This is a genomic window from Flavobacterium sp. GSP6 (assembly GCF_003984855.1).
Taxonomy (GTDB): Bacteria; Bacteroidota; Bacteroidia; order Flavobacteriales; family Flavobacteriaceae; genus Flavobacterium.
Genome location: NZ_RYDO01000008.1, coordinates 122,386 through 141,273, shown reverse-complemented (window position 1 = coordinate 141,273; position 18,888 = coordinate 122,386). Strand labels below are relative to the sequence as shown.

Below are 18,888 nucleotides of genomic sequence, written 5' to 3'. Positions count from 1 at the left end.
TTTTTCTAAATTTACTAAAAAAATTATAATATAATAACCTGCTTGAAAATTTATTAAAATGACAAAAAAGTCTTCTAATCATACCCAATCATTGAAAATTCCTAAAATTATTTTATTAACCAGTAAATTAATCTCTTTTATTTCACCAAAACTAATTACATTATTTGCAGCTAAACTGTTTACTACACCCATAAAACATAAGATTCCAAAAAGAGAGTTAGAAATGGATCGAAATAGTATACAAAAATTAATTTCAATTCCGGCAATTGGCAAAGAAGTTGTTGTGTATGAATATGGAAAAAGTGACAAGAAAATTTTATTAGTTCATGGTTGGTCAGGACGTGGAACTCAATTATTCAAAATAGCGGATGAATTGCTTAAAGCCGGATATTCTACGATCAGTTTTGATGCTCCTGCACATGGAAAATCACCTGGAAAAACGACTATTATGGTCGACTTTATTGATACAATTTTAGAAATAGAGAAGCAATTTGGGCCCTTTGAAGCAGCTATTGGTCATTCATTAGGAGGAATGTCCGTTTTGAACGCCATAAAAAAAGGTTTAAAAGTAAATCATGCCGTAGTGATTGGCAGTGGTGATGTTGTAGAAGATATTATAGATGATTTTGTGGCAAAATTACAATTGAAACCAAGTGTAAGTACTCTTTTGCGTTTGCATTTCGAAAAAAAATACGGAGAAAAAATGAATAGTTATTCTGCTTTTTTGGCTGCAAAAGAAACAGCGATTCCTATTTTAGTAATACATGATAACCTTGATCCTGAAGTTCCCGTAAAGGCTGGAATTCACATTCATAAATATTTAAAAAATGGAGAGTTACTATTAACAGACGGATTAGGACATAGAAAGATTCTAGGCAACCTTAAAGTAATTGAAAAAACAGTTCAATTCATCCAAAATAAATAATTGAAATACAACACTATACAATTAATAAAAAAATAATCATGAAATATCCTTTAGAAAAAACAGAACAAGAATGGAAAGAAAAATTAGGAGCAGAACGGTATAGAATTCTTCGACAAAAAGGAACTGAATACCCACATACTGGAACTTATAACTTACATTACGAAAAAGGAACCTATTGCTGTGGTGTCTGCGGTGAATCTTTGTTCGAAAGCAACTCTAAATTTGATGCCCATTGCGGTTGGCCTTCATTTGACGAATCCATTCCTGGAAAAGTAGAATATATTTCTGATGTAACACTTGGTATGAAACGCACTGAAATCCTTTGTGCTAATTGTGGCAGCCATTTAGGACACGTTTTTGATGACGGACCTACAAAAACCGGACAACGCTATTGCGTGAATTCTTTATCAGTGGACTTCAAAGAATAGTGATACGGATTTATTTGAAAATGCAACGGAATGGGATAAAAATTTAGAATCATTATAACAAATAAGTAATAACCATGGTATAATGTCGTATTTTAAAATCAGGATAAAATTACGTAACAATCTGATTTAAAGCTGTTTTACTTAAAGTTAATTCTTTTGACTTTACGACTTTTAAACTTTCGACTTACTTATATAGGAAAAAAACATCCGTTGGAGTTAGAGTAGTGCCCAGAATTTGATTAATCCCAGAATCCGAAGACGGAATCAAAGCTGAGAAACAACTCTTGCAAGTTTTACCAAAAGAAATCTGGGACGAAATTAGGATGGCTATTTCCTTTTGAGGAAGAGAAATTTCTAAGCCTCAGCCCAAATGTCCGGAATAACCGATTAATTCCATTTGTCAGTATTATAAAAAAAATAAAAGGGTAAAAAGTAATTCACCCTTTTACCCTTTTAAATACCTATAAAATATTATAAAAAAGAAGGTTTAAGTCCCGGTTTTATTCTCTTTTTAGATACTTGTTCATACGCATAGCCCAATCCTATTAATTTCCCTTCTGTATACGGCATACCAAAAAATGATAAACCAACCGGCAAATCATAAGCCAGTCCGCAAGGAACTGTAATATGTGGATAGCCACTTGCTGCAGCAGGAGAAGTTAAAGAATATCCTCCCCAACGATCTCCGTAGATCATATCAATACTGCAAGCAGGTCCCATGGTGATTCCACAAATAGCGTCTAATTTATTTTCTTTAAAAACTGTATTTAGCACACTTTTACTTCCTTCGAAACTTACGGTTAATGCTTCCAGATATTTTTTGTCTTCTAATCCTTTTTTAGCATTAGAACTTTCTAATGTTTCTTGCTTAAAATACGGCATTGCTTTATCTTCATTAGCAGTATTAAAATCGATAACATCTTTCAAACTTTTTACTTTTGCATTGGCTGTAGCCAAATAGGTATTCAATCCATCTTTAAATTCATATTGTAAAACTTCGAATTCGGCCTGACCCAAAGCATTAATTTTCTCCAAATAGTCAATTTCGATAATAATAGCCCCTTGTTTTTTTAGCAGGTTGACAGCAGCATCTAAAAGTGCATTAATGTATTTATTATTTCCTTGTGGCTTTTTTTCAATACCAATACGCTTGCCTTTCAAAGCATTTTTATCTAAAAAAGTTGTATAATCCTTCTGTGCTTTCCCTTTACTTTCAAGGGTTACAGTATCATCTTGGTCTACAGCAGCAATTACGCCTAATAAAATAGCAGCATCCGTTACGGTTCTGGCCATTGGACCAGCCGTATCTTGTGTTTTTGAAATTGGAATAATCCCAGATCGACTAACCAGACCTACAGTAGGTTTAATCCCTACAACTCCGTTTACCGAAGCTGGACAAACAATAGAACCATCCGTTTCTGTCCCAACAGCAACAACACAAAGATTGGCTGAGACTGCTGCTCCTGAACCAGCACTGGAACCGCACGGATTATGATCTAAAATATAGGGGTTTTTAGTCTGACCGCCTCTACTGCTCCAACCGGAACAGGATTGGGTCGAACGAAAATTAGCCCATTCACTCAAATTTGTTTTTCCAATGATTACTGCACCGGCTTCTCTGAGTTTTTTAACGACAAAAGCATCTTTTGAAGCACTATTTCCTGCCATTGCCAGAGATCCAGCCGTGGTTAGCATTTTATCCGCTGTGTCTATGTTGTCTTTTATTAAAACGGGGATTCCATGCAAAGGGCCTCTGCTTTTACCTGCTTTTAACTCTTTATCCAGTGCAACAGCGATAGCCAGTGCATCTGGATTGACTTCGATGACGGAATGCAATTGAGGCCCATTGGTATCAATAGCTTCAATCCGTTTTAAGTATAATTGTACTAATTGTTCTGAAGTATATTTGCCAGAAGTTAATTTCTCCCTTACACTGCTGATGGTTTCTTCGTCTAGTTCAAAAACGGCATTGAAATCTTCAACAGATACTGAATCTTCATTTTTTTTGGTACCGGAGGTACAGCCTGTAATCAAAAGTGTAGTTAAACCTGCGGAAGCAAGTGTTGCTGTAGTTAAAAAAGATCTTCTTTTCATAGATTGCCGAATAAATATTTATATACTATTAATTTCGTTAACATTGAATACTATCTCGAAATAGATGCATTCAATTAAAATCCTAAATTAGTTTTTTTTTGATAAAATCAGTTCATTATTAAATGAAACAAAAGTTAAAGTTTGAAATGGAACAAAATTGGAATAAAAAACCAGAATACTAAAACCAATTGAGCCAGGCTAAATTGTAGCAATACATTTAATAATTGATTAACTTTGCCAAATAGAATTATTTAAAATCAAATTGATATGACAAAGTCTTCACAAGAACAAATGCTGCAAAAAGGAGTTTATACAGGAATTATGGAAAAAGATGAAAACAACAATTTTTTTTGTGGTGCCTATCTTCTGGACTATAAAATGGCTCAAAAACACAGTATTGGAGATTGGATTACGATAAAATCAATCATCGAAAATCCGAGTGATATCAGTTATAATAAATATCCAAAAAAATCCAAAAATTTCGATAAAGCAAACAATAAGCCCCAACAATAAAACTTTTTCAGTTTTTTATTCCTTAAATCTATTGTTTCAGAATACTTTTTTCGGAAAATTTATTGGTCTGAAACCAAAAAAATAAAAAAAAGTGTACCTTTGCAAAAAATTTGTCGCTTTTTGAAATCAAATCACATTGGTTTTATAGTAAAAGACAAGTAGTTACCTTATTTATGAAAAAAATAGTTGAATACCGCAAACTGCTAAATGTAGACAAAACTGCAGAGCTGAAAGATTTGAAAACGATATATCGTAATGCGATGAAAGAAGCGCATCCTGATAAATTTCAAGGAGACGAAACTGGTTTAAAAGCAGCTGAAGAAAACAGTAAAAAAATTATTGAAGCTTATCATTTCTTAGTGAGTATCAATCCTGAAACTCTAAAACAAAACTTACCGGAATACACTGAAACTATTGCAACTGCAAAAATTTCAGACTATAAGTTCGTAGAAGGACGATTGATCATCAATTTTTCAAATGGAAGTGTTTACGAATACATTAGTGTGCCTAAAGCTACTTACGTAAAAATGGTAAATGCTGAATCTCCTGGAAGATTTGCAAAAAGACACATCCTGAATTCCTTTACTTGGAGAAAAACAATCAATCAAGATTAATTTTTTTTAAGTCCAAAATAAAAAAGCATCCTTCAAAAAAAGGATGTTTTTTTATTTTGGACTTGTCCCGTTCTGAAATAGCAATATACAAACGCCTGCTTGCAAAACCTAAATAACTCGTCTAGAAAGTGTTTTAAATCCCATTTATTCGCTATTTTTTTATAAATCTTAATTGAAAAAAAAATTGATTGTCCCAAAACACATCATGATTAATAGGTTTTATATTCAAAGAAGGAAGTAAAATAACTACTTGTAAAATAAATGCTAAATCCTAATTAAGAATGAAAAATAATAACAAAAATTTAGGTTGTAAAATTATATATCAATTAAAAATTTAAATACTTTTGCACTCTTAACTTAACTAATTAATAATGAAAAAAATAATTTTATTACTTTCGGCTGCTGTTGTTTTACTATCTTGTAGCAAAGTTGGCAAAGATGAATACATCATTTCAGGGACTGCAACAGGAATTGAAAATGGTAAAACAATTATCTTAGAAACACAAGATGCAAATGGCATGGGACTGATTGCTAAGGATACCGTAAAAGTTGAAAACGGTAAATTTGAGATGAAAGGATCTATTACAGAGCCATCGTTTTATACAATCCAATTAGAAGGGGCTCAGGCTAAAATACCTTTCATATTAGAAAATGGAGAAGTAACGATTGCCATAAATAAAGACAGTATTCAAAAATCTAAAGTTTCAGGAACGTATAACAATGATGAATACGCAACCTTCAACGAGGAAATCACTAAAGTTCAAAAGAAACTAATGGATTTCCAAAACAAAAACATGCAAGCAATGGAAGCTGCTCAACAAAGTAAGGACACCATTGTGATCAATAATTTGATGCAGGAATTTTCTAAACTTCAAGAAGAAGTTGGTATTGCTTCAAAAGCAAAGTATTTAGCGTATGCTGAAACACATCCTAAATCTTTTATTTCAGCGCTAATCATCCAAGGAATGTTAAACGATCCTAGTGCTGATGTTGCAAAATCTGAAAAGTTATACAACAGTTTAGAAGAAGCATTGAAAAAAACAAAGCCAGGAATTGCTATCAAAACCAGACTAGCTGAAATGAAAGCACCGGCTGCTGTAGGCGCTACTGCTCCAACTACTGATGGTAAATGAAGAGCAGATTTTTCAGGTCCTAATCCTCAAGGGAAAATAATTTCTCTGAAAGAAAGTTTAGGAAAAGTAACAATAGTTGATTTTTGGGCATCATGGTGTGGGCCGTGTCGTCAAGAAAATCCAAATGTTGTGGCCATCTATAAAGAGTTACACAGTAAGGGTCTTAATATTATTGGTGTTTCTTTAGATAAAGATGCCAAAGCCTGGAAAGAAGCCATTGCTAAAGACAAGTTGACCTGGAATCAGGTTTCAAATTTGAAATTTTGGGACGAACCAATTGCTGCTTTGTATAAAGTAGAATCTATACCTGCCACTTTTATCCTGGATGCATCCGGAAATGTTGTGGCTAAAGATTTAAGGGGAGATGCCCTTAGAGCCAAAATAATTGAGCTTTTAGAACAATAAACACCTTATATCGTACAAATAAAAAAAATCTTCCTAGTGGAGATTTTTTTATTTTATTCAATACCAATGCTTTAAAAATAATAGTAAAATTAAGTACTAATATAGTTTGGAAACTTGAAAACAGTTTTTATATTTGCATCCGGTTAGCACAATAAGCACTGCTTATTGAGTCTTGGGGAGATACTCAAGCGGCCAACGAGGGCAGACTGTAAATCTGCTGTGTAAACTTCGCAGGTTCGAATCCTGCTCTCCCCACAAAACTCTTCAAGCGATTGAAGAGTTTTTTTTTGCATACTACTGTTGTGAATTAATCCAAAAAAAATCCTAGCAAATTGATATTTTGAACGGAATTTTTTAATACTTGCAGCTTCTTCTATTCTAAAATAAAACTTACCGTTACATTAGCCGTAATGTTGATTTCGCCTACCGCCATCGTTTCTCTTGAAACTCTAGTATCGCTCATTTCCATTTTCATGGCAGCATACATTGGTTGTGGACTATAATTTTGTGAATTATCTGATATGATCATGGCACGTCCTACTTTTTGTCCTAATACTGAAACATAATCTTCTGCTTTTAATTTAGCCTCTTTCATCGCTAATTTTCTAGCCTCAGATTGATATTGGGCCAACTTAGAAGATTCAAACACAACAGTATCAATTCTATTAATCCCTTCGTCAACTAAACCTTCCATCAATTCATCATATTTTGATAAATCCTTCAATACAATTTCGATTGTTTGTGTTGCATTATAGCTGTGTTTCTTTTTTTCGTAATCGTATTGTGGGTTCAACGAAACACGTTGCGTTTTATAATCTGCAGGAGCCAAGTTCATTTTTTTGATGAACTTAAGCACAGCTTCAATCTTTTGATCATTTTGCTTTTTGACGTCTTTGGCATTATTCCCTTTTGTTTCAACAGTCACCGTTATACTTGCTTGATCCGGAACAACCTTTACTTTTCCTTCGCCACTTACGCTTATTTGAGGAACTTGTTTGATTTCTTGCCCGTAGGACACTGAAATAAATAAAATAGACAAGATTAATAGTGCTTTTTTCATTTTTTTATCATTTAATTGTTTGTGTTAACTTCTTTTCAAAAGTTGTGCCATTATAATTTTCCCATTTTTGCCATTACGAACAGGATAATTATAGGAATGGCTAATAAAACTACCATTAAAGCATGATCCACTAATAACTGTGGCTCGTTGACAAGTGTAATCAAATAACCGCCAACAGCGCCTCCAAAATGGGCGGTATGACCTATATTATCATTCTTAGCTTTCATTCCGTAGATTGAATACAATAAATAAAGGATTCCAAAGATATAAGCAGGCATTGGGATAATAAAGAAGATTCCCAACATCATGTCTGGCTGTAACAATATGGCCGAATATAAAACCCCTGTTACGGCTCCAGAAGCACCTACAGCTCTATACCCGTAATCATTTTTATGAAACAATACCGTCAATAAACTTCCAAAAATTAAACTTCCAAAATACACCAGTATAAATGAAAAACTCCCTAAATAACTGATGACTACCGGTGCAAAAAACCACAGTGTCAGCATATTAAAAATCAAATGAGTCATATCTGCGTGAAGAAAACCAGACGATAACAACCGTATTTGTTCGCCTGCACGAATACTTCCAATATGGAATTCATATTTTCTAAAAAAAGAAAGGTCATTAAAACCTTTGTAACTAATCAAAACATTTACAACAATTATTGCTATTAAAATGGTATTCATAAAGTATGTTTATTGTGAATTGTAAAGATAGTCTTTCTCAAATACCATCTTGTATGCGGTCCAAATTTATATCAATCTATATTTTTGCCTTATATTTGTCAAAAAAAATACGGCATGCAATTTCTTATTTACATCTTAATCATTCCCTTTTTGTGGGTCATTTCTATTCTTCCTTTTCGGATTTTATACTGGTTTTCGGATTGTATCTATTTGATTGTATATTATATTATAGGGTATCGAAAAAAAACAGTTAGAAAAAATTTAGCCCTTACTTTTCCTAATCTGAGTTTCAAGGAGCGTCTTATTATCGAAAAAAAATCCTATCACCATTTGTGTGATATGTTCCTGGAAATGATAAAAACCATGACTATTTCAGCTGCTGAAATGAACCGACGATTTGTAATCACAAATATTGAACTGGTTAAAGAATATGAGGATAAAGGGAAAAGCACTGTATTATTAGCCTCCCATTATGCAAGTTGGGAATGGTTATTATCTGTAAATGAAAAAACAATATTTAAAGGAATAGGCGTTTATAAAAAAATTGCCAATAAATACTTTGATAAATTACTACGAGATATTCGATCCAAATACAATGCAGAATTAGTCGAAACAAAAAGAGCGATCCCGTTGATGGCAGAAAATCAACAAAAAGAAATATTATTCATGTATGGCTTAGCCAGCGACCAATCCCCAAAACTAGATCGAGCCTTTCACTGGGATACATTTATGGGTATTGAAGTTCCAGTGCATACCGGAGCTGAAATGCTGGCCAAACGATACGATCTCAATGTCCTTTTTGTAAAAGTAAAAAAAGTAAAAAGAGGATTTTATGAAGCTACTTTTGTCCCTATAACAGATGATCCAAAATCCATTCCCGATTTTGAAATCACCAATACTTTTTTACGGGAAGTAGAAAAACAAATTCTGGAAGCTCCTGAATATTATTTTTGGACGCATAAACGATGGAAACACAGACGGTAGTAATTCGTATTCAGAAAAAAATCACACATTAGAAACAATAGCGTTTATGATATGTGATTTTTTTAGTTTCTTAAAACAGCAACTTCTATAAAGAAAACCAGTTTTTTACCAATTCATCTTCTAAATGGCGTGTATTTTTATTTATAAACTCATTTGTAGCCGAATTATAATCATAATCCAAAGCCCAAATTTTATGCTTTTCAGCCAATGCTTTTATTGCGTTACACACAAATTCAATTTCGGCATTTGTAGTTGTAGGATGAATAGACATTCTGATCCAACCTGGTTTTCTGATTAAATCCCCCAAAGTAATTTCGTCAATTAATTTGTGTGAGGTTTCCTGATCCACATGCAATAAAAAATGTCCGTATGTTCCGGCACAACTACACCCGCCACGGGTTTGTATTCCAAATTTATCATTCAATAACTTTACCCCTAAATTAAAATGTAATTCTTCTATAAAAAAAGAAATAACCCCTAACCTGTCGTGATGCTGCCCTGCAAGGATTTTAATATTAGAAACCGCTCCTATCTCTGAGAAAATATAATCCACAATTTCATGCTCTCTCTTCAAGATATTCTCAATTCCCATTTGCTCTTTCAATTGAACCGCCAGTGCAATTTTTATAACCTGAAGAAAACCAGGAGTTCCTCCATCTTCTCTATCTTCAATATTATCAATATACTTGTGCTCTCCCCAAGGATTGGTCCAGCTTACCGTTCCTCCTCCAGGATTATCAGGTATTAAATTTTGATATAGCTTTTTATTAAAAATTAACACCCCGGAGGTTCCAGGTCCTCCCAAAAATTTATGAGGCGAAAAAAAAATGGCATCCAATTGATTTTCAATGTCTCCCGGATGCATATCAATTTTTACATATGGTCCAGAACAAGCAAAATCAACAAAACAAAGTCCGTTGTTTTGATGCATTTTTTTTGCCACTTCATGATACGGTGTTTTAATTCCCGTTACGTTTGAACAAGAAGTTATTGACGCTATTTTGAAAGGTCGCTCTTTGTACTTTTTCAATGCTATTTCTAAATTCTCCATACTGAACAATCCGTCTTCAGTAGAGGGAATTACTACAACATCAGCAATAGTTTCTAGCCAAGACGTTTGATTGGAATGGTGTTCCATGTGAGAAATAAAAACAACTGGTCTTTTTTCGGGTGGGATGGTAATAAAATCTTTCAAGTTTTCGGGTACTTTCAAACCTAGAATTCGTTGAAATTTATTGACTACACCTGTCATTCCTGTTCCATCAGTAATCAAAATATCATCACTGCCGGCATGCACATGGTGTTTGATAATATGGCGCGCTTGATGGTATGCTTTAGTCATGGCAGTTCCCGAAACGGTAGTTTCAGTATGAGTATTGGCTACAAAAGGGCCAAAATCATTCATTAATTTTTCTTCAATAGGACGATACAAACGACCACTGGCGGTCCAATCCGTGTATATAATTTTTTTTGGTCCGTAAGGTGACTCAAATTCTTGATCAATTCCAATTATATTCTTACGAAACTGTTGAAAATATTGTTCTAATTGGGTGGGTACTTCTTTAGTTATCATAGAATTCCTGATTTGAGTTCAAAGGTATTATTTTTTTGCAGAAAAAAGATTTTCAGTTTATCGAAAGTGGATTCTAGTGTTTTTAATCTTCTCTTAAATGTAAAGTAGCTGACAAAGTTTAATTTACATTCCTTATACATTTGAATAATCAATAACCAATCCTGATTATGAAAAAAATTTTTATACTCCCACTATTTATTTTACTGCTCTCCTGCGAAGTGGAAGGAGATTTGACGCGTGATCCAGCTATACAAGCCTCACTTCCTGAAAATAGTACATCTGCATTTACTGGAGATTTTATGCCTACATCAGGCATTAAGGTTTCAGGTTCAGCCAAAGTGTATTTGAATACCAATCAAAATGAAGTGCGCTTGGACAATTTTAGTATTTCCAATGGTCCGGATTTAAAAGTATATTTATCTAAAACCGCTGCCCCTTCAGATTTTGTGAATTTAGGAAATTTAACCTCGTCAACAGTATATGCAATTCCTCCTCAAGTAAATATTAGTGATTATAAATATGTGCTGATTCATTGTCAGCAATACAGTCATCTTTTTGCAGTAGCGCAATTGTCTCAAAATTAAATTTATATCCATGAAAAAAACAATAATAATAATTGTACTCGTTGGGCTGTTTTCAGGCTTTAGTTCTTATTCTCAAGGATGCAGTGACGCAGGGATTTGTTCGATAGGAAACAGCTTTCAAAACTCAAAAACTGATTTCAAAAACGGTATAGAAATAGGAAATATTTTTGGCACCGGGGAAGCAGATCTAACTTATTTTTCATCCTATCTTACCTATACCAGAACAATAAACGAACGCTTTTCACTCAGTTCTAAAATCACTTATTCTGTAGCAAACGGCAGTTTTGGACAACGTGGTGCTTTTGGTGATGGCTATTTCATAGGCAACTATAACTGGAAAACTAAAACTACTGCAAAATGGAGCACTCTTATGGGTTTTAAAATACCTTTTACGAGTTCCAATCTAAAAATAAATGAATTTTCGCTTCCGTTAGACTACCAATCCAGTCTGGGAACTTTTGACCTTATTTTGGGTTTGAATCTTACTTATAAAAAATGGGATTTCAATACCGGGATACAGATTCCTGTTTTTAATAACAACAAAAATTCTTATTTTAAGGAGTTTTCAGACACGGATGATTTCCCGTCTACTAATTTATTTGAAAGAAAATCAGATGCTTTATTTAGAACTACCTACACCATTCAGCCCGCTAATACTAAATTTACCTTCAAACCTAATGTATTATTTCTTTATCATTTAGGCGAGGATAGTTTTGAAAATGCTTTTGGAAAAAGAGAAACCATACAAAATTCTGATGGACTCACCATCAATGGAAATTTGATTGGTTCTTATGCTATTGATGCTAAAAATAGTATCGAATTATCATTGGCTGCCCCTTTTGTAATTCGGGAAGTAAGACCCGATGGACTTACAAGAGGTTTTACCGCCGGACTCATCTACAAAGTTTTGTTCTAAAAACAGTTGTAGTAAAGCCCTTTTCGTGAAATTTATTCAGAGTAAAATAAACAAAAAATGCCCAATATCTATTGGGCATTTCAACTGTTTTTTTTTAATTATAAATCAAATCCTAACGAAAACTGCAGTACTCGATTTTGTGCTTTTCCTTCCTCATAGATATCGCCCTTGCCTAAGTGATAGCGTACTCCTAAACTTATTCCGGAATCCGTTTTAAAACCTGCTCCAAAATTGACTCCCCAGTCAAAATTATTAGGTTCAAATTCTTGATTGGTATCAAATAAACTAAACCCACTGTTAAACTCCTCTCTATGAGAAATAGCCAATCCAATTTGAGGCCCCACTTCTAAAAAGAAATTTTTAGAAGGATAGGCTTTAAGCATCAATGGCAGGTTGATATAATTTAGCTTTTGTGTAAATGTCCCGCTACTATTCGTAATTACATACCCTTGTTGGGAATACAACAATTCTGGCTGAACAGAAAAACTATTGCTTATAAACGACTCTCCATAAACCCCCACATGAAAGCTATGACGTTGAGCTGTTTCAGCATTTCCGTCAAATTGTACTGAGGATAAACTATACCCTCCTTTTATTCCTCCAAAGGATTTATTATTCGAGTTATTTTGAGCATTCACAGCGAGGGTCATACCAAAAAGCATTACGAGTATTAATTTTTGTTTTTTCATCGATAAGTGTTTTTTAATGTATTCTATTATTTTCCCCCGTTCGCTCTAAGATCTGCAATACATTGTGCATCTAATTGTGGTGCTGTACCTCCAGAGACCATCTCTCCAATACCACTGCCTGTTTCTGCAGACCAAAACATTAAACACGTTTTTACATTACAATGCTTTGGGTGTTCCCCATCTTCATGGTTGCTTTGCATTGCCGTTCCTAAGTTTGTTAAGCCAAAAATATGTCCAAATTCGTGGATGATGATAGTTGTTTCTAATACGCTTCTGTTGGGTTTAAAAGGGCTGTTGCTTAACCCATGAATTGTTTGTTCATAAATAACAAATGAAGTATTTCTATACGCCGTTCCTAAAACAACTCCGGAGCTTGTATTTCTAGCTGATTCTCCATCTGCAAAAAAGGCCCAAACGGCAATTTCATTTGAGGTATTGTATTTTGTTCGGTTTGTTTCTTCAATTGCTACAATTTCCTCATTGGTATACGGAGAAGTCCCTGGTGACGGGATCGATCTCAATACAATATTAATCCCATTGGGCTTATGTGTTCGTGCTTCCAGAAAAGCTACAAAATTATTTATTGCTATACTGGTTGGCTGAAAACCAGCAACATAAACCACTTCAATAACCATACTTTTAAACTTTTTATCTGATAATAAATCGTTTGCAGAACTACCTGTGGACTGTTTATTAGTAATGGGATCAACAGTCTCAATTTCTTCTGTTACATCATTTTCTTTTGAACAGGATACCAATAAGGCAAAACCTACGCACAGGATTACAAGTACTTTTTTCATTATTATCTATTTATATTAAAGTTTATTATTAAAAAACAGCTGCCTAAAAAGACAACTGTTTTTTGAGAAATTAAAAAAATTAAACCCAACTTAAAAGTCTAATTTATATTTGTTTCAAAACTAATGTCGCCGCTGCATTAGTTGAACTTTGTAATGATATCGTTGTTGCATTAAAAGAAGTTACTTTCCAATCATTATTCAATAAGCTAAAAGAAGCGTTACTTGTAAAATTTAATTTAAGAAAGACTTCTATTTGTGAGCTTACAGCGTACGTACCATTTACAGTTGAATTTAAATTATTTACCGCTTTTACACTCCAATCATTTGCAAAATCTATTGTAAAATCTTTGTAATTAGTTGCTGAATTTACTCCAGAACTTACAAATGATTCTACTTTGAATTTGCCGTTTACCATAATGGTTTCTAATTTTTTTGAATTTTGAGCTGCTTCGTCTTTAGTTGCTTCTGTTTTAAGAGACGCCACAATAGTAGCTTGCAATTCTGCATCACTAGAAATTGTAGTTTTTGAACCATCACTGGTTGTAACTGACATTGGATAATTTACTGAAAACAATTCCGTACTACTAATATTAGTCATATACGTATATAATTGCTGTTCGGATGTGATAACAACGCTTCCCGTTTGTTGAACACTTAAATTATAGGTCAAAATAGTAATTGGAAAACTAATATTTACTGACGAAATAGCATTCTGACCAGATGATTGTGCGGAGGAACAAGCATTAATTATAGCATTATACTCTGTTTGGTTACTTACATTAACCTCTGTATAATTACTTAATTTAACTTTTAAAGGAAATTGTAATACTACAGAATCCTGATCATTATTATACTGTCCAAGGATAGAAATGACTTGTTGATAATTGACTTGGCTAAAAAGAGTAACTTGCGTTCCATTTACTCTAGCTGAAGCTGGCAGGATAATAGAAGAACAAGAGGTGCCGTCTAAAAAATCATCCGATGATCCGTCATACATAGAGGTACGTTTCAGATTGTTTGCTGTAGTTGAGTTTGCCGCATTTGTATTTGGATTTTGTCCTTGCTCGTTATCCACTTCACTTTGACAAGATGCAAATCCGAATAGAGTCATTAATGCTATTCCAGTAATCGTTTTTAATTTTTTCATAACGTTCAAATTTAATATATTTTTGTTTGTAGAGGCGCTGTTTTTGACACCTTTCTTTTAGTAAGACAACTACATTCCGTTTTACCCTATTCTATTTTTAAAAAAAAATATAAATTTTTATCAAAAAAATTCATAAATAACTATACAACAGCATTATACGATTTTATATTTTTTTTAAGTAAAAATCAATTCGAATTAACCTGACTGCTTTTTGAAAAAAAAATTACATTTACAATCTACAATAAATGAATCCCTTTTAAATGGACGACCAAAAAAGTACACTTTGCGAAGAAAAACACTTTAGAGACTTTTACTTAAAGCAAGTACAATCAGCAACTAATTTTGCCTATTATAAATGTGGTAATACTGATACTGCTTTAGATTTAGTTCAAGATGCTTTTACTAAAATTTGGGAGAATTGTGCCAAAATTGATTTCAGTAAAGTAAAGACTTATTTATTTACAACGATATCAAATTTATTTCTGAATACCATAAAACACCACAAAGTAGTATTGCAGTATGCGAAAGAAACACCAAATTTAGACACCAATAATCAAAATCCAGAATATTTATTTCAAGAAGAAGAGTTCAAACAAAAACTTACTAAAGCAATTGCATCCTTAAGTGAAGCGCAACGAGAAGTGTTTTTGATGAATCGAATCGATGGCAAAAAGTACCGAGAAATAGCTGAAATACTCGACATTTCTCAAAAAACCGTAGAAAAAAGAATGTCGGCAGCACTGCAACTTTTAAAATCCCAGATAGAAAACCTATAAATAACCATTTTACCGTAGGGTAATTTAAAAGTTAGTTGTCTAATAAACATAGCGATATTAAAATGAAAAACGAAAAAGAAATATTAAAATGGTTAGACGATGCGCTTTCAAGTACAGAAATTGAGGATTTAAAACAATCTGATAGCTTGCAAACACTTGATAAAATTGCTTATTATGCCTCTAAAATGGAAGCTCCACAAGTAGATGCTCAGGAAGCTTTTGCAGCATTTACAGCTAGAAATCAGTCTAAAAAGGAAACAAAAGTCAGAACCCTAAATTTTAAAACAGGGTTTAAAGTAGCTGCAGTTTTAGTGGTTTTATTGACGTCGTCTTATTTTTTGTTTTTTAATAACATTCAGACATTTGAGACCCAAATAGCACAAACAAAAACCTTTAACCTTCCTGATGATTCTGAAGTAATCTTAAATTCTGATTCAAAAATAACTTTTAACGACAAAAAATGGGCTGATCAAAGAGATTTAACTTTAGACGGAGAAGCCTTTTTTAAAGTCAAAAAAGGACAAACTTTTAGTGTGCGAACAGATGCCGGAATTATTACTGTCTTAGGAACACAATTTAATGTAAAAAAACGGAACAAATATTTTGAAGTAAATTGCTATGAAGGCTTAGTTAGCGTGTCCTACAAAAATCAAATCGTTAAATTGCCTCCTGGCAAAACATTCCGAATTATAAATGATGCCATAGAAGGTGTTCAAGACTTAAATGCAAAAAACCCTTCGTGGATTCAAGAAGAATCTAGTTTTGACCGTGTTCCTCTTAATCAGGTTATTGCAGAACTGGAGCGTCAATATGATCTAAAAATTAAAACACGAAATCTGGATACAACTAAATTATTTACAGGTAGTTTTACACATAAAGATCAAAATATAGCCCTTCAGGCGATTACAATTCCGCTTAAATTAAGTTATAAAATGGAAGGCAAAACCGTTATATTTTATAATTATGATGAAAAATAAAGGGCTGATTTTGCTATTACTTTGTTTTGGAAGCTTGTGTTACGGACAAAATTCTCCAAAAAAAATTCCACTAACGGCTCTTATCCTTTCTATAGAGAAACAATTTAATATTAAATTTTCGTATGCTGTAGAAGATGTAGTCGCTGTTTCAATAGAAAAACCTGAAACTACACTCACATTACCTCAGGTTATAGATTATCTTAATGCTAAAACAGTACTGAATTTTAAAGTTTTAGACAAGCGGTACATTACCGTTTCGGTTATCAATAAAACGATAGCTGTTTGCGGGACTGTCTTTGACCAAGAGAATAAGAGGCCACTTTCCGGTGCTTCCGTACTGGTAAAGAATACTTCCAGAAGCACCGTTACAACTGAAAACGGCATCTTTAAATTACAAAACATACCTCTGAATTCAACAATTACGCTCTCGTATTTAGGATATGAAATTAAAGAGATTCCTGCAAAAGAACTGTTTTTATCCGGTACTAATTGTCTGGAAATTACTCTTACAGCAAAAAGCGAAACGCTGAACCAAGTGTTAATTAATGTGTATTTGACCCCTGGTTTGCAAAAGTTTTTAGACGGTAGTACCGTTTTAAACACAAAAAAATTCGGGATTCTTCCTGGACTTATTGAACCTGATATTTTACAATCCATACAAATACTTCCCGGAATTGAAAGTACCAATGAAAGCATTGCAAACATCAATGTTCGTGGTGGTACTAACGATCAGAACCTGGTCATTTGGGATAATATCAAAATGTACCATTCCGGTCATTTCTTCGGATTGATTTCTGCCTATAATCCAAATCTTACCGAAAAAGTGACTGTCAGCAAAAACGGAACGAGTGCGGAGTACAGTGATGGAGTTTCCAGCACCATAAACATGCAAACCAAAGACGTAGTGACGAATAGATTTTCCGGTGGTGCCGGTGTCAATCTCATCAGTGCCGATGCTTTTCTTGCCATTCCGTTAGCTAAGGATCTGGAACTTCACCTCTCAGGACGCCGTTCTATTACGGATCTTTTCAATACACCAACTTATAACAATTATTTTGAAAGAAGTTTTCAGGACAGCGAAATCAATGCCGATAGCTCGGACAAGAATACTAATTCTGATTTTTACTTTTACGATTTTACCGCTAAATTACTTTTTGATTTAAATGATAAACACCAGTTTAGAGCCAATATTATTGGGATCAATAATGCTTTAGCCTACTCTGAGAGCAACGCTATTACGAACAATACCGAAACAAAAGCAAGTACCCTTTCTCAAAATAATATTGGTTACGGAGGAAACTGGAAAGCACAATGGACCTCAAAATGGAGTACCAACCTGATTACTTATTTTTCAAAATACAATATCGACGCCACTGATTATAGGGTAGAAACTGACCAACGACTCACAGAAACCAATGAAGTTCTGGAAACTGGCGTGAAACTAAATACCCATTATAAAGTAAATAAGCACCTAAGCCTTTTATCCGGGTACCAGTTTAATGAAACAGGAATGTTAAACGAAACTACCGTTAGTGCTCCGTCATATAAACGAACTAAAAAAGATGTTTTGTTAAATCATTCCCTATTTTCGGAAGCGGAATACAACAATGCAAACACTTATTTAAGAGTTGGTATGCGTATAAATTATTTTCAAAAATTTGATAAAATATTGATTGAACCAAGAATAAATATCCGACAAAAATTATCAACTGATTTTGCTTTGAAACTGGAAGGGGAATTTAAAAATCAAACTACTGCACAAATAATTGATTTTGAAGATGATTTTCTTGGTGTTGAAAAAAGACGTTGGGTTTTAGTAAACAATCAAGATATCCCAATTGCAACAAGTAAACAAGGCTCTTTTGGAATCGAATTCAATCAAAAAAAATTAAATATTGAGCTTACTGGATTTTATAAATTGGTAAAGGGTATAACGGCTTCTAATCAGGGTTTCTATAATAGTTTTCAGTTTATTAATGCCAACGGCAGCTATACAGCAAAAGGAATTGAGTTTTTAGCCAATAAAACAGCTCGTAAATATAGTGCTTGGTTCAGTTACACCTATAGCATCAATGATTATGAATTTGCTGTTTTTACGCCTTCTATTTTTCCTAATAATGCGGATATAAGACATTCTTTTTCTATTGGGTTTTATTATGATATAATCAAAAATCTAAAAGTATCTGTTGGTGGAGTATGGCGAAACGGGCAACCGTACACAAAACCCATTCCAGGAAATGAAACCATACAAGACGGAAATGCCACAATGGTCAACTACGATTCCCCCAACAATGAAAATTTAGATAATTTCATGCGTTTAGACGCTTCCTTACAGTATAATTTCAACCTGTCTGAATCAATTAAAGCTTCGTTTACAGCCGGTGTAATCAATGCTTCCAATCAGGACAATGTCATCAATCGCTATTACAAAGTCAATCCAAATGATACTAATGATGCCATTCAAGTAGACAATAAGTCACTTGGCTTAACGCCAAATATAAGTTTCAGAGTAAATTTTTAAGGATTATTTTATTACCACCTAAGGTAGATTATATTGCTTTATTTATAATGTGCTGATAGA

Annotated in this window: 18 protein-coding genes, 1 tRNA gene and 1 pseudogene; 13 read left to right on the top strand and 7 right to left on the bottom strand. The window is 33.5% G+C overall.

Features of this window, described 5'->3' with window-relative positions; genetic code table 11:
* Positions 1 to 58: 58 nt before the first annotated feature.
* Together EKM03_RS10110 and msrB are read left to right on the top strand one after the other, a co-directional pair.
* Positions 59 to 925 carry an alpha/beta fold hydrolase gene (locus EKM03_RS10110; RefSeq protein WP_126555815.1) on the top strand — a complete coding sequence of 289 codons (867 nt, stop codon included), beginning with the start codon at positions 59 to 61 and terminating at the stop codon, positions 923 to 925.
* Positions 926 to 963: 38 nt separating this feature from the next.
* A complete protein-coding gene (msrB, locus tag EKM03_RS10105; RefSeq protein ID WP_126740331.1) occupies positions 964 to 1,353 on the top strand; it encodes a peptide-methionine (R)-S-oxide reductase MsrB in 390 nt (129 codons plus the stop codon).
* Positions 1,354 to 1,824: 471 nt separating this feature from the next.
* On the opposite strand, the gene EKM03_RS10095 is transcribed toward msrB, so the two are convergent.
* The gene (locus tag EKM03_RS10095; protein WP_126561603.1) at positions 1,825 to 3,447 is read right to left on the bottom strand and encodes an amidase; all 1,623 of its coding nucleotides are present in this window, start codon (positions 3,445 to 3,447) and stop codon (positions 1,825 to 1,827) included.
* 267 nt (positions 3,448 to 3,714) lie between these two features.
* Here EKM03_RS10095 and EKM03_RS10090 point away from each other — a divergent pair, with 267 nt between their 5' ends.
* From EKM03_RS10090 to EKM03_RS10070, 5 genes and pseudogenes are all read left to right on the top strand, one after another.
* Complete coding sequence (locus tag EKM03_RS10090; RefSeq protein ID WP_126561604.1) at positions 3,715 to 3,960, top strand: hypothetical protein; 246 nt, start codon at positions 3,715 to 3,717, stop codon at positions 3,958 to 3,960.
* A 173-nt stretch (positions 3,961 to 4,133) separates the two neighbouring features.
* The gene (locus tag EKM03_RS10085; protein ID WP_126561605.1) at positions 4,134 to 4,574 is read left to right on the top strand and encodes a KTSC domain-containing protein; all 441 of its coding nucleotides are present in this window, start codon (positions 4,134 to 4,136) and stop codon (positions 4,572 to 4,574) included.
* Positions 4,575 to 4,945: 371 nt separating this feature from the next.
* Positions 4,946 to 5,707, top strand: coding sequence for a DUF4369 domain-containing protein (locus EKM03_RS10080; protein ID WP_126740330.1), 762 nt, complete (start codon positions 4,946 to 4,948; stop codon positions 5,705 to 5,707).
* Between the two features lie 18 nt (positions 5,708 to 5,725).
* Positions 5,726 to 6,112, top strand: a pseudogene (locus EKM03_RS10075) (TlpA family protein disulfide reductase); the annotation flags it as partial.
* A 174-nt stretch (positions 6,113 to 6,286) separates the two neighbouring features.
* Positions 6,287 to 6,367, top strand: a tRNA-Tyr gene (locus tag EKM03_RS10070).
* A gap of 118 nt (positions 6,368 to 6,485) precedes the next feature.
* Here the strand turns inward: EKM03_RS10070 and EKM03_RS10065 are convergent.
* Together EKM03_RS10065 and EKM03_RS10060 are read right to left on the bottom strand one after the other, a co-directional pair.
* Positions 6,486 to 7,172, bottom strand: coding sequence for an SIMPL domain-containing protein (locus EKM03_RS10065; RefSeq protein ID WP_126459784.1), 687 nt, complete (start codon positions 7,170 to 7,172; stop codon positions 6,486 to 6,488).
* A 50-nt stretch (positions 7,173 to 7,222) separates the two neighbouring features.
* Positions 7,223 to 7,861 (bottom strand): rhomboid family intramembrane serine protease, encoded by a 639-nt coding sequence (locus tag EKM03_RS10060; protein WP_126740328.1) that lies wholly within the window; start codon positions 7,859 to 7,861, stop codon positions 7,223 to 7,225.
* Positions 7,862 to 7,975: 114 nt separating this feature from the next.
* Here EKM03_RS10060 and EKM03_RS10055 point away from each other — a divergent pair, with 114 nt between their 5' ends.
* The gene (locus tag EKM03_RS10055; RefSeq protein WP_126740326.1) at positions 7,976 to 8,845 is read left to right on the top strand and encodes a lysophospholipid acyltransferase family protein; all 870 of its coding nucleotides are present in this window, start codon (positions 7,976 to 7,978) and stop codon (positions 8,843 to 8,845) included.
* 85 nt (positions 8,846 to 8,930) lie between these two features.
* Here the strand turns inward: EKM03_RS10055 and EKM03_RS10050 are convergent, their stop codons facing one another.
* Entirely contained in the window at positions 8,931 to 10,418 is a 1,488-nt protein-coding gene (locus EKM03_RS10050) for an aminotransferase class V-fold PLP-dependent enzyme (protein ID WP_126576248.1), read from the bottom strand.
* A gap of 167 nt (positions 10,419 to 10,585) precedes the next feature.
* Between EKM03_RS10050 and EKM03_RS10045 the strand changes: the two genes are divergently transcribed.
* Both EKM03_RS10045 and EKM03_RS10040 read left to right on the top strand, forming a co-directional pair.
* Positions 10,586 to 11,002, top strand: coding sequence for a DM13 domain-containing protein (locus EKM03_RS10045; protein WP_126555800.1), 417 nt, complete (start codon positions 10,586 to 10,588; stop codon positions 11,000 to 11,002).
* Between the two features lie 10 nt (positions 11,003 to 11,012).
* On the top strand, positions 11,013 to 11,918 hold the full coding sequence (locus tag EKM03_RS10040) for a hypothetical protein (RefSeq protein WP_126576249.1): 906 nt from the start codon (positions 11,013 to 11,015) through the stop codon (positions 11,916 to 11,918).
* Between the two features lie 98 nt (positions 11,919 to 12,016).
* On the opposite strand, the gene EKM03_RS10035 is transcribed toward EKM03_RS10040, so the two are convergent.
* The 3 genes from EKM03_RS10035 to EKM03_RS10025 all read right to left on the bottom strand — a co-directional run bounded on the left by EKM03_RS10035 (position 12,017) and on the right by EKM03_RS10025 (position 14,554).
* Positions 12,017 to 12,607 (bottom strand): porin family protein, encoded by a 591-nt coding sequence (locus EKM03_RS10035; protein ID WP_126740324.1) that lies wholly within the window; start codon positions 12,605 to 12,607, stop codon positions 12,017 to 12,019.
* A 26-nt stretch (positions 12,608 to 12,633) separates the two neighbouring features.
* Positions 12,634 to 13,407 carry a membrane metalloprotease gene (locus tag EKM03_RS10030; RefSeq protein ID WP_126740322.1) on the bottom strand — a complete coding sequence of 258 codons (774 nt, stop codon included), beginning with the start codon at positions 13,405 to 13,407 and terminating at the stop codon, positions 12,634 to 12,636.
* Positions 13,408 to 13,510: 103 nt separating this feature from the next.
* On the bottom strand, positions 13,511 to 14,554 hold the full coding sequence (locus EKM03_RS10025) for a hypothetical protein (RefSeq protein WP_126454903.1): 1,044 nt from the start codon (positions 14,552 to 14,554) through the stop codon (positions 13,511 to 13,513).
* A gap of 260 nt (positions 14,555 to 14,814) precedes the next feature.
* On the opposite strand from EKM03_RS10025, the gene EKM03_RS10020 reads away from it, so the two are divergent.
* The 3 genes from EKM03_RS10020 to EKM03_RS10010 all read left to right on the top strand — a co-directional run bounded on the left by EKM03_RS10020 (position 14,815) and on the right by EKM03_RS10010 (position 18,828).
* Positions 14,815 to 15,330, top strand: coding sequence for an RNA polymerase sigma factor (locus tag EKM03_RS10020; protein WP_126454901.1), 516 nt, complete (start codon positions 14,815 to 14,817; stop codon positions 15,328 to 15,330).
* Between the two features lie 62 nt (positions 15,331 to 15,392).
* Positions 15,393 to 16,307 carry a FecR family protein gene (locus EKM03_RS10015; protein WP_126740320.1) on the top strand — a complete coding sequence of 305 codons (915 nt, stop codon included), beginning with the start codon at positions 15,393 to 15,395 and terminating at the stop codon, positions 16,305 to 16,307.
* Positions 16,294 to 18,828, top strand: coding sequence for a TonB-dependent receptor (locus EKM03_RS10010; protein WP_126459815.1), 2,535 nt, complete (start codon positions 16,294 to 16,296; stop codon positions 18,826 to 18,828). Before EKM03_RS10015 ends, EKM03_RS10010 begins: the two co-directional genes overlap by 14 nt.
* Positions 18,829 to 18,888: the final 60 nt, after the last annotated feature.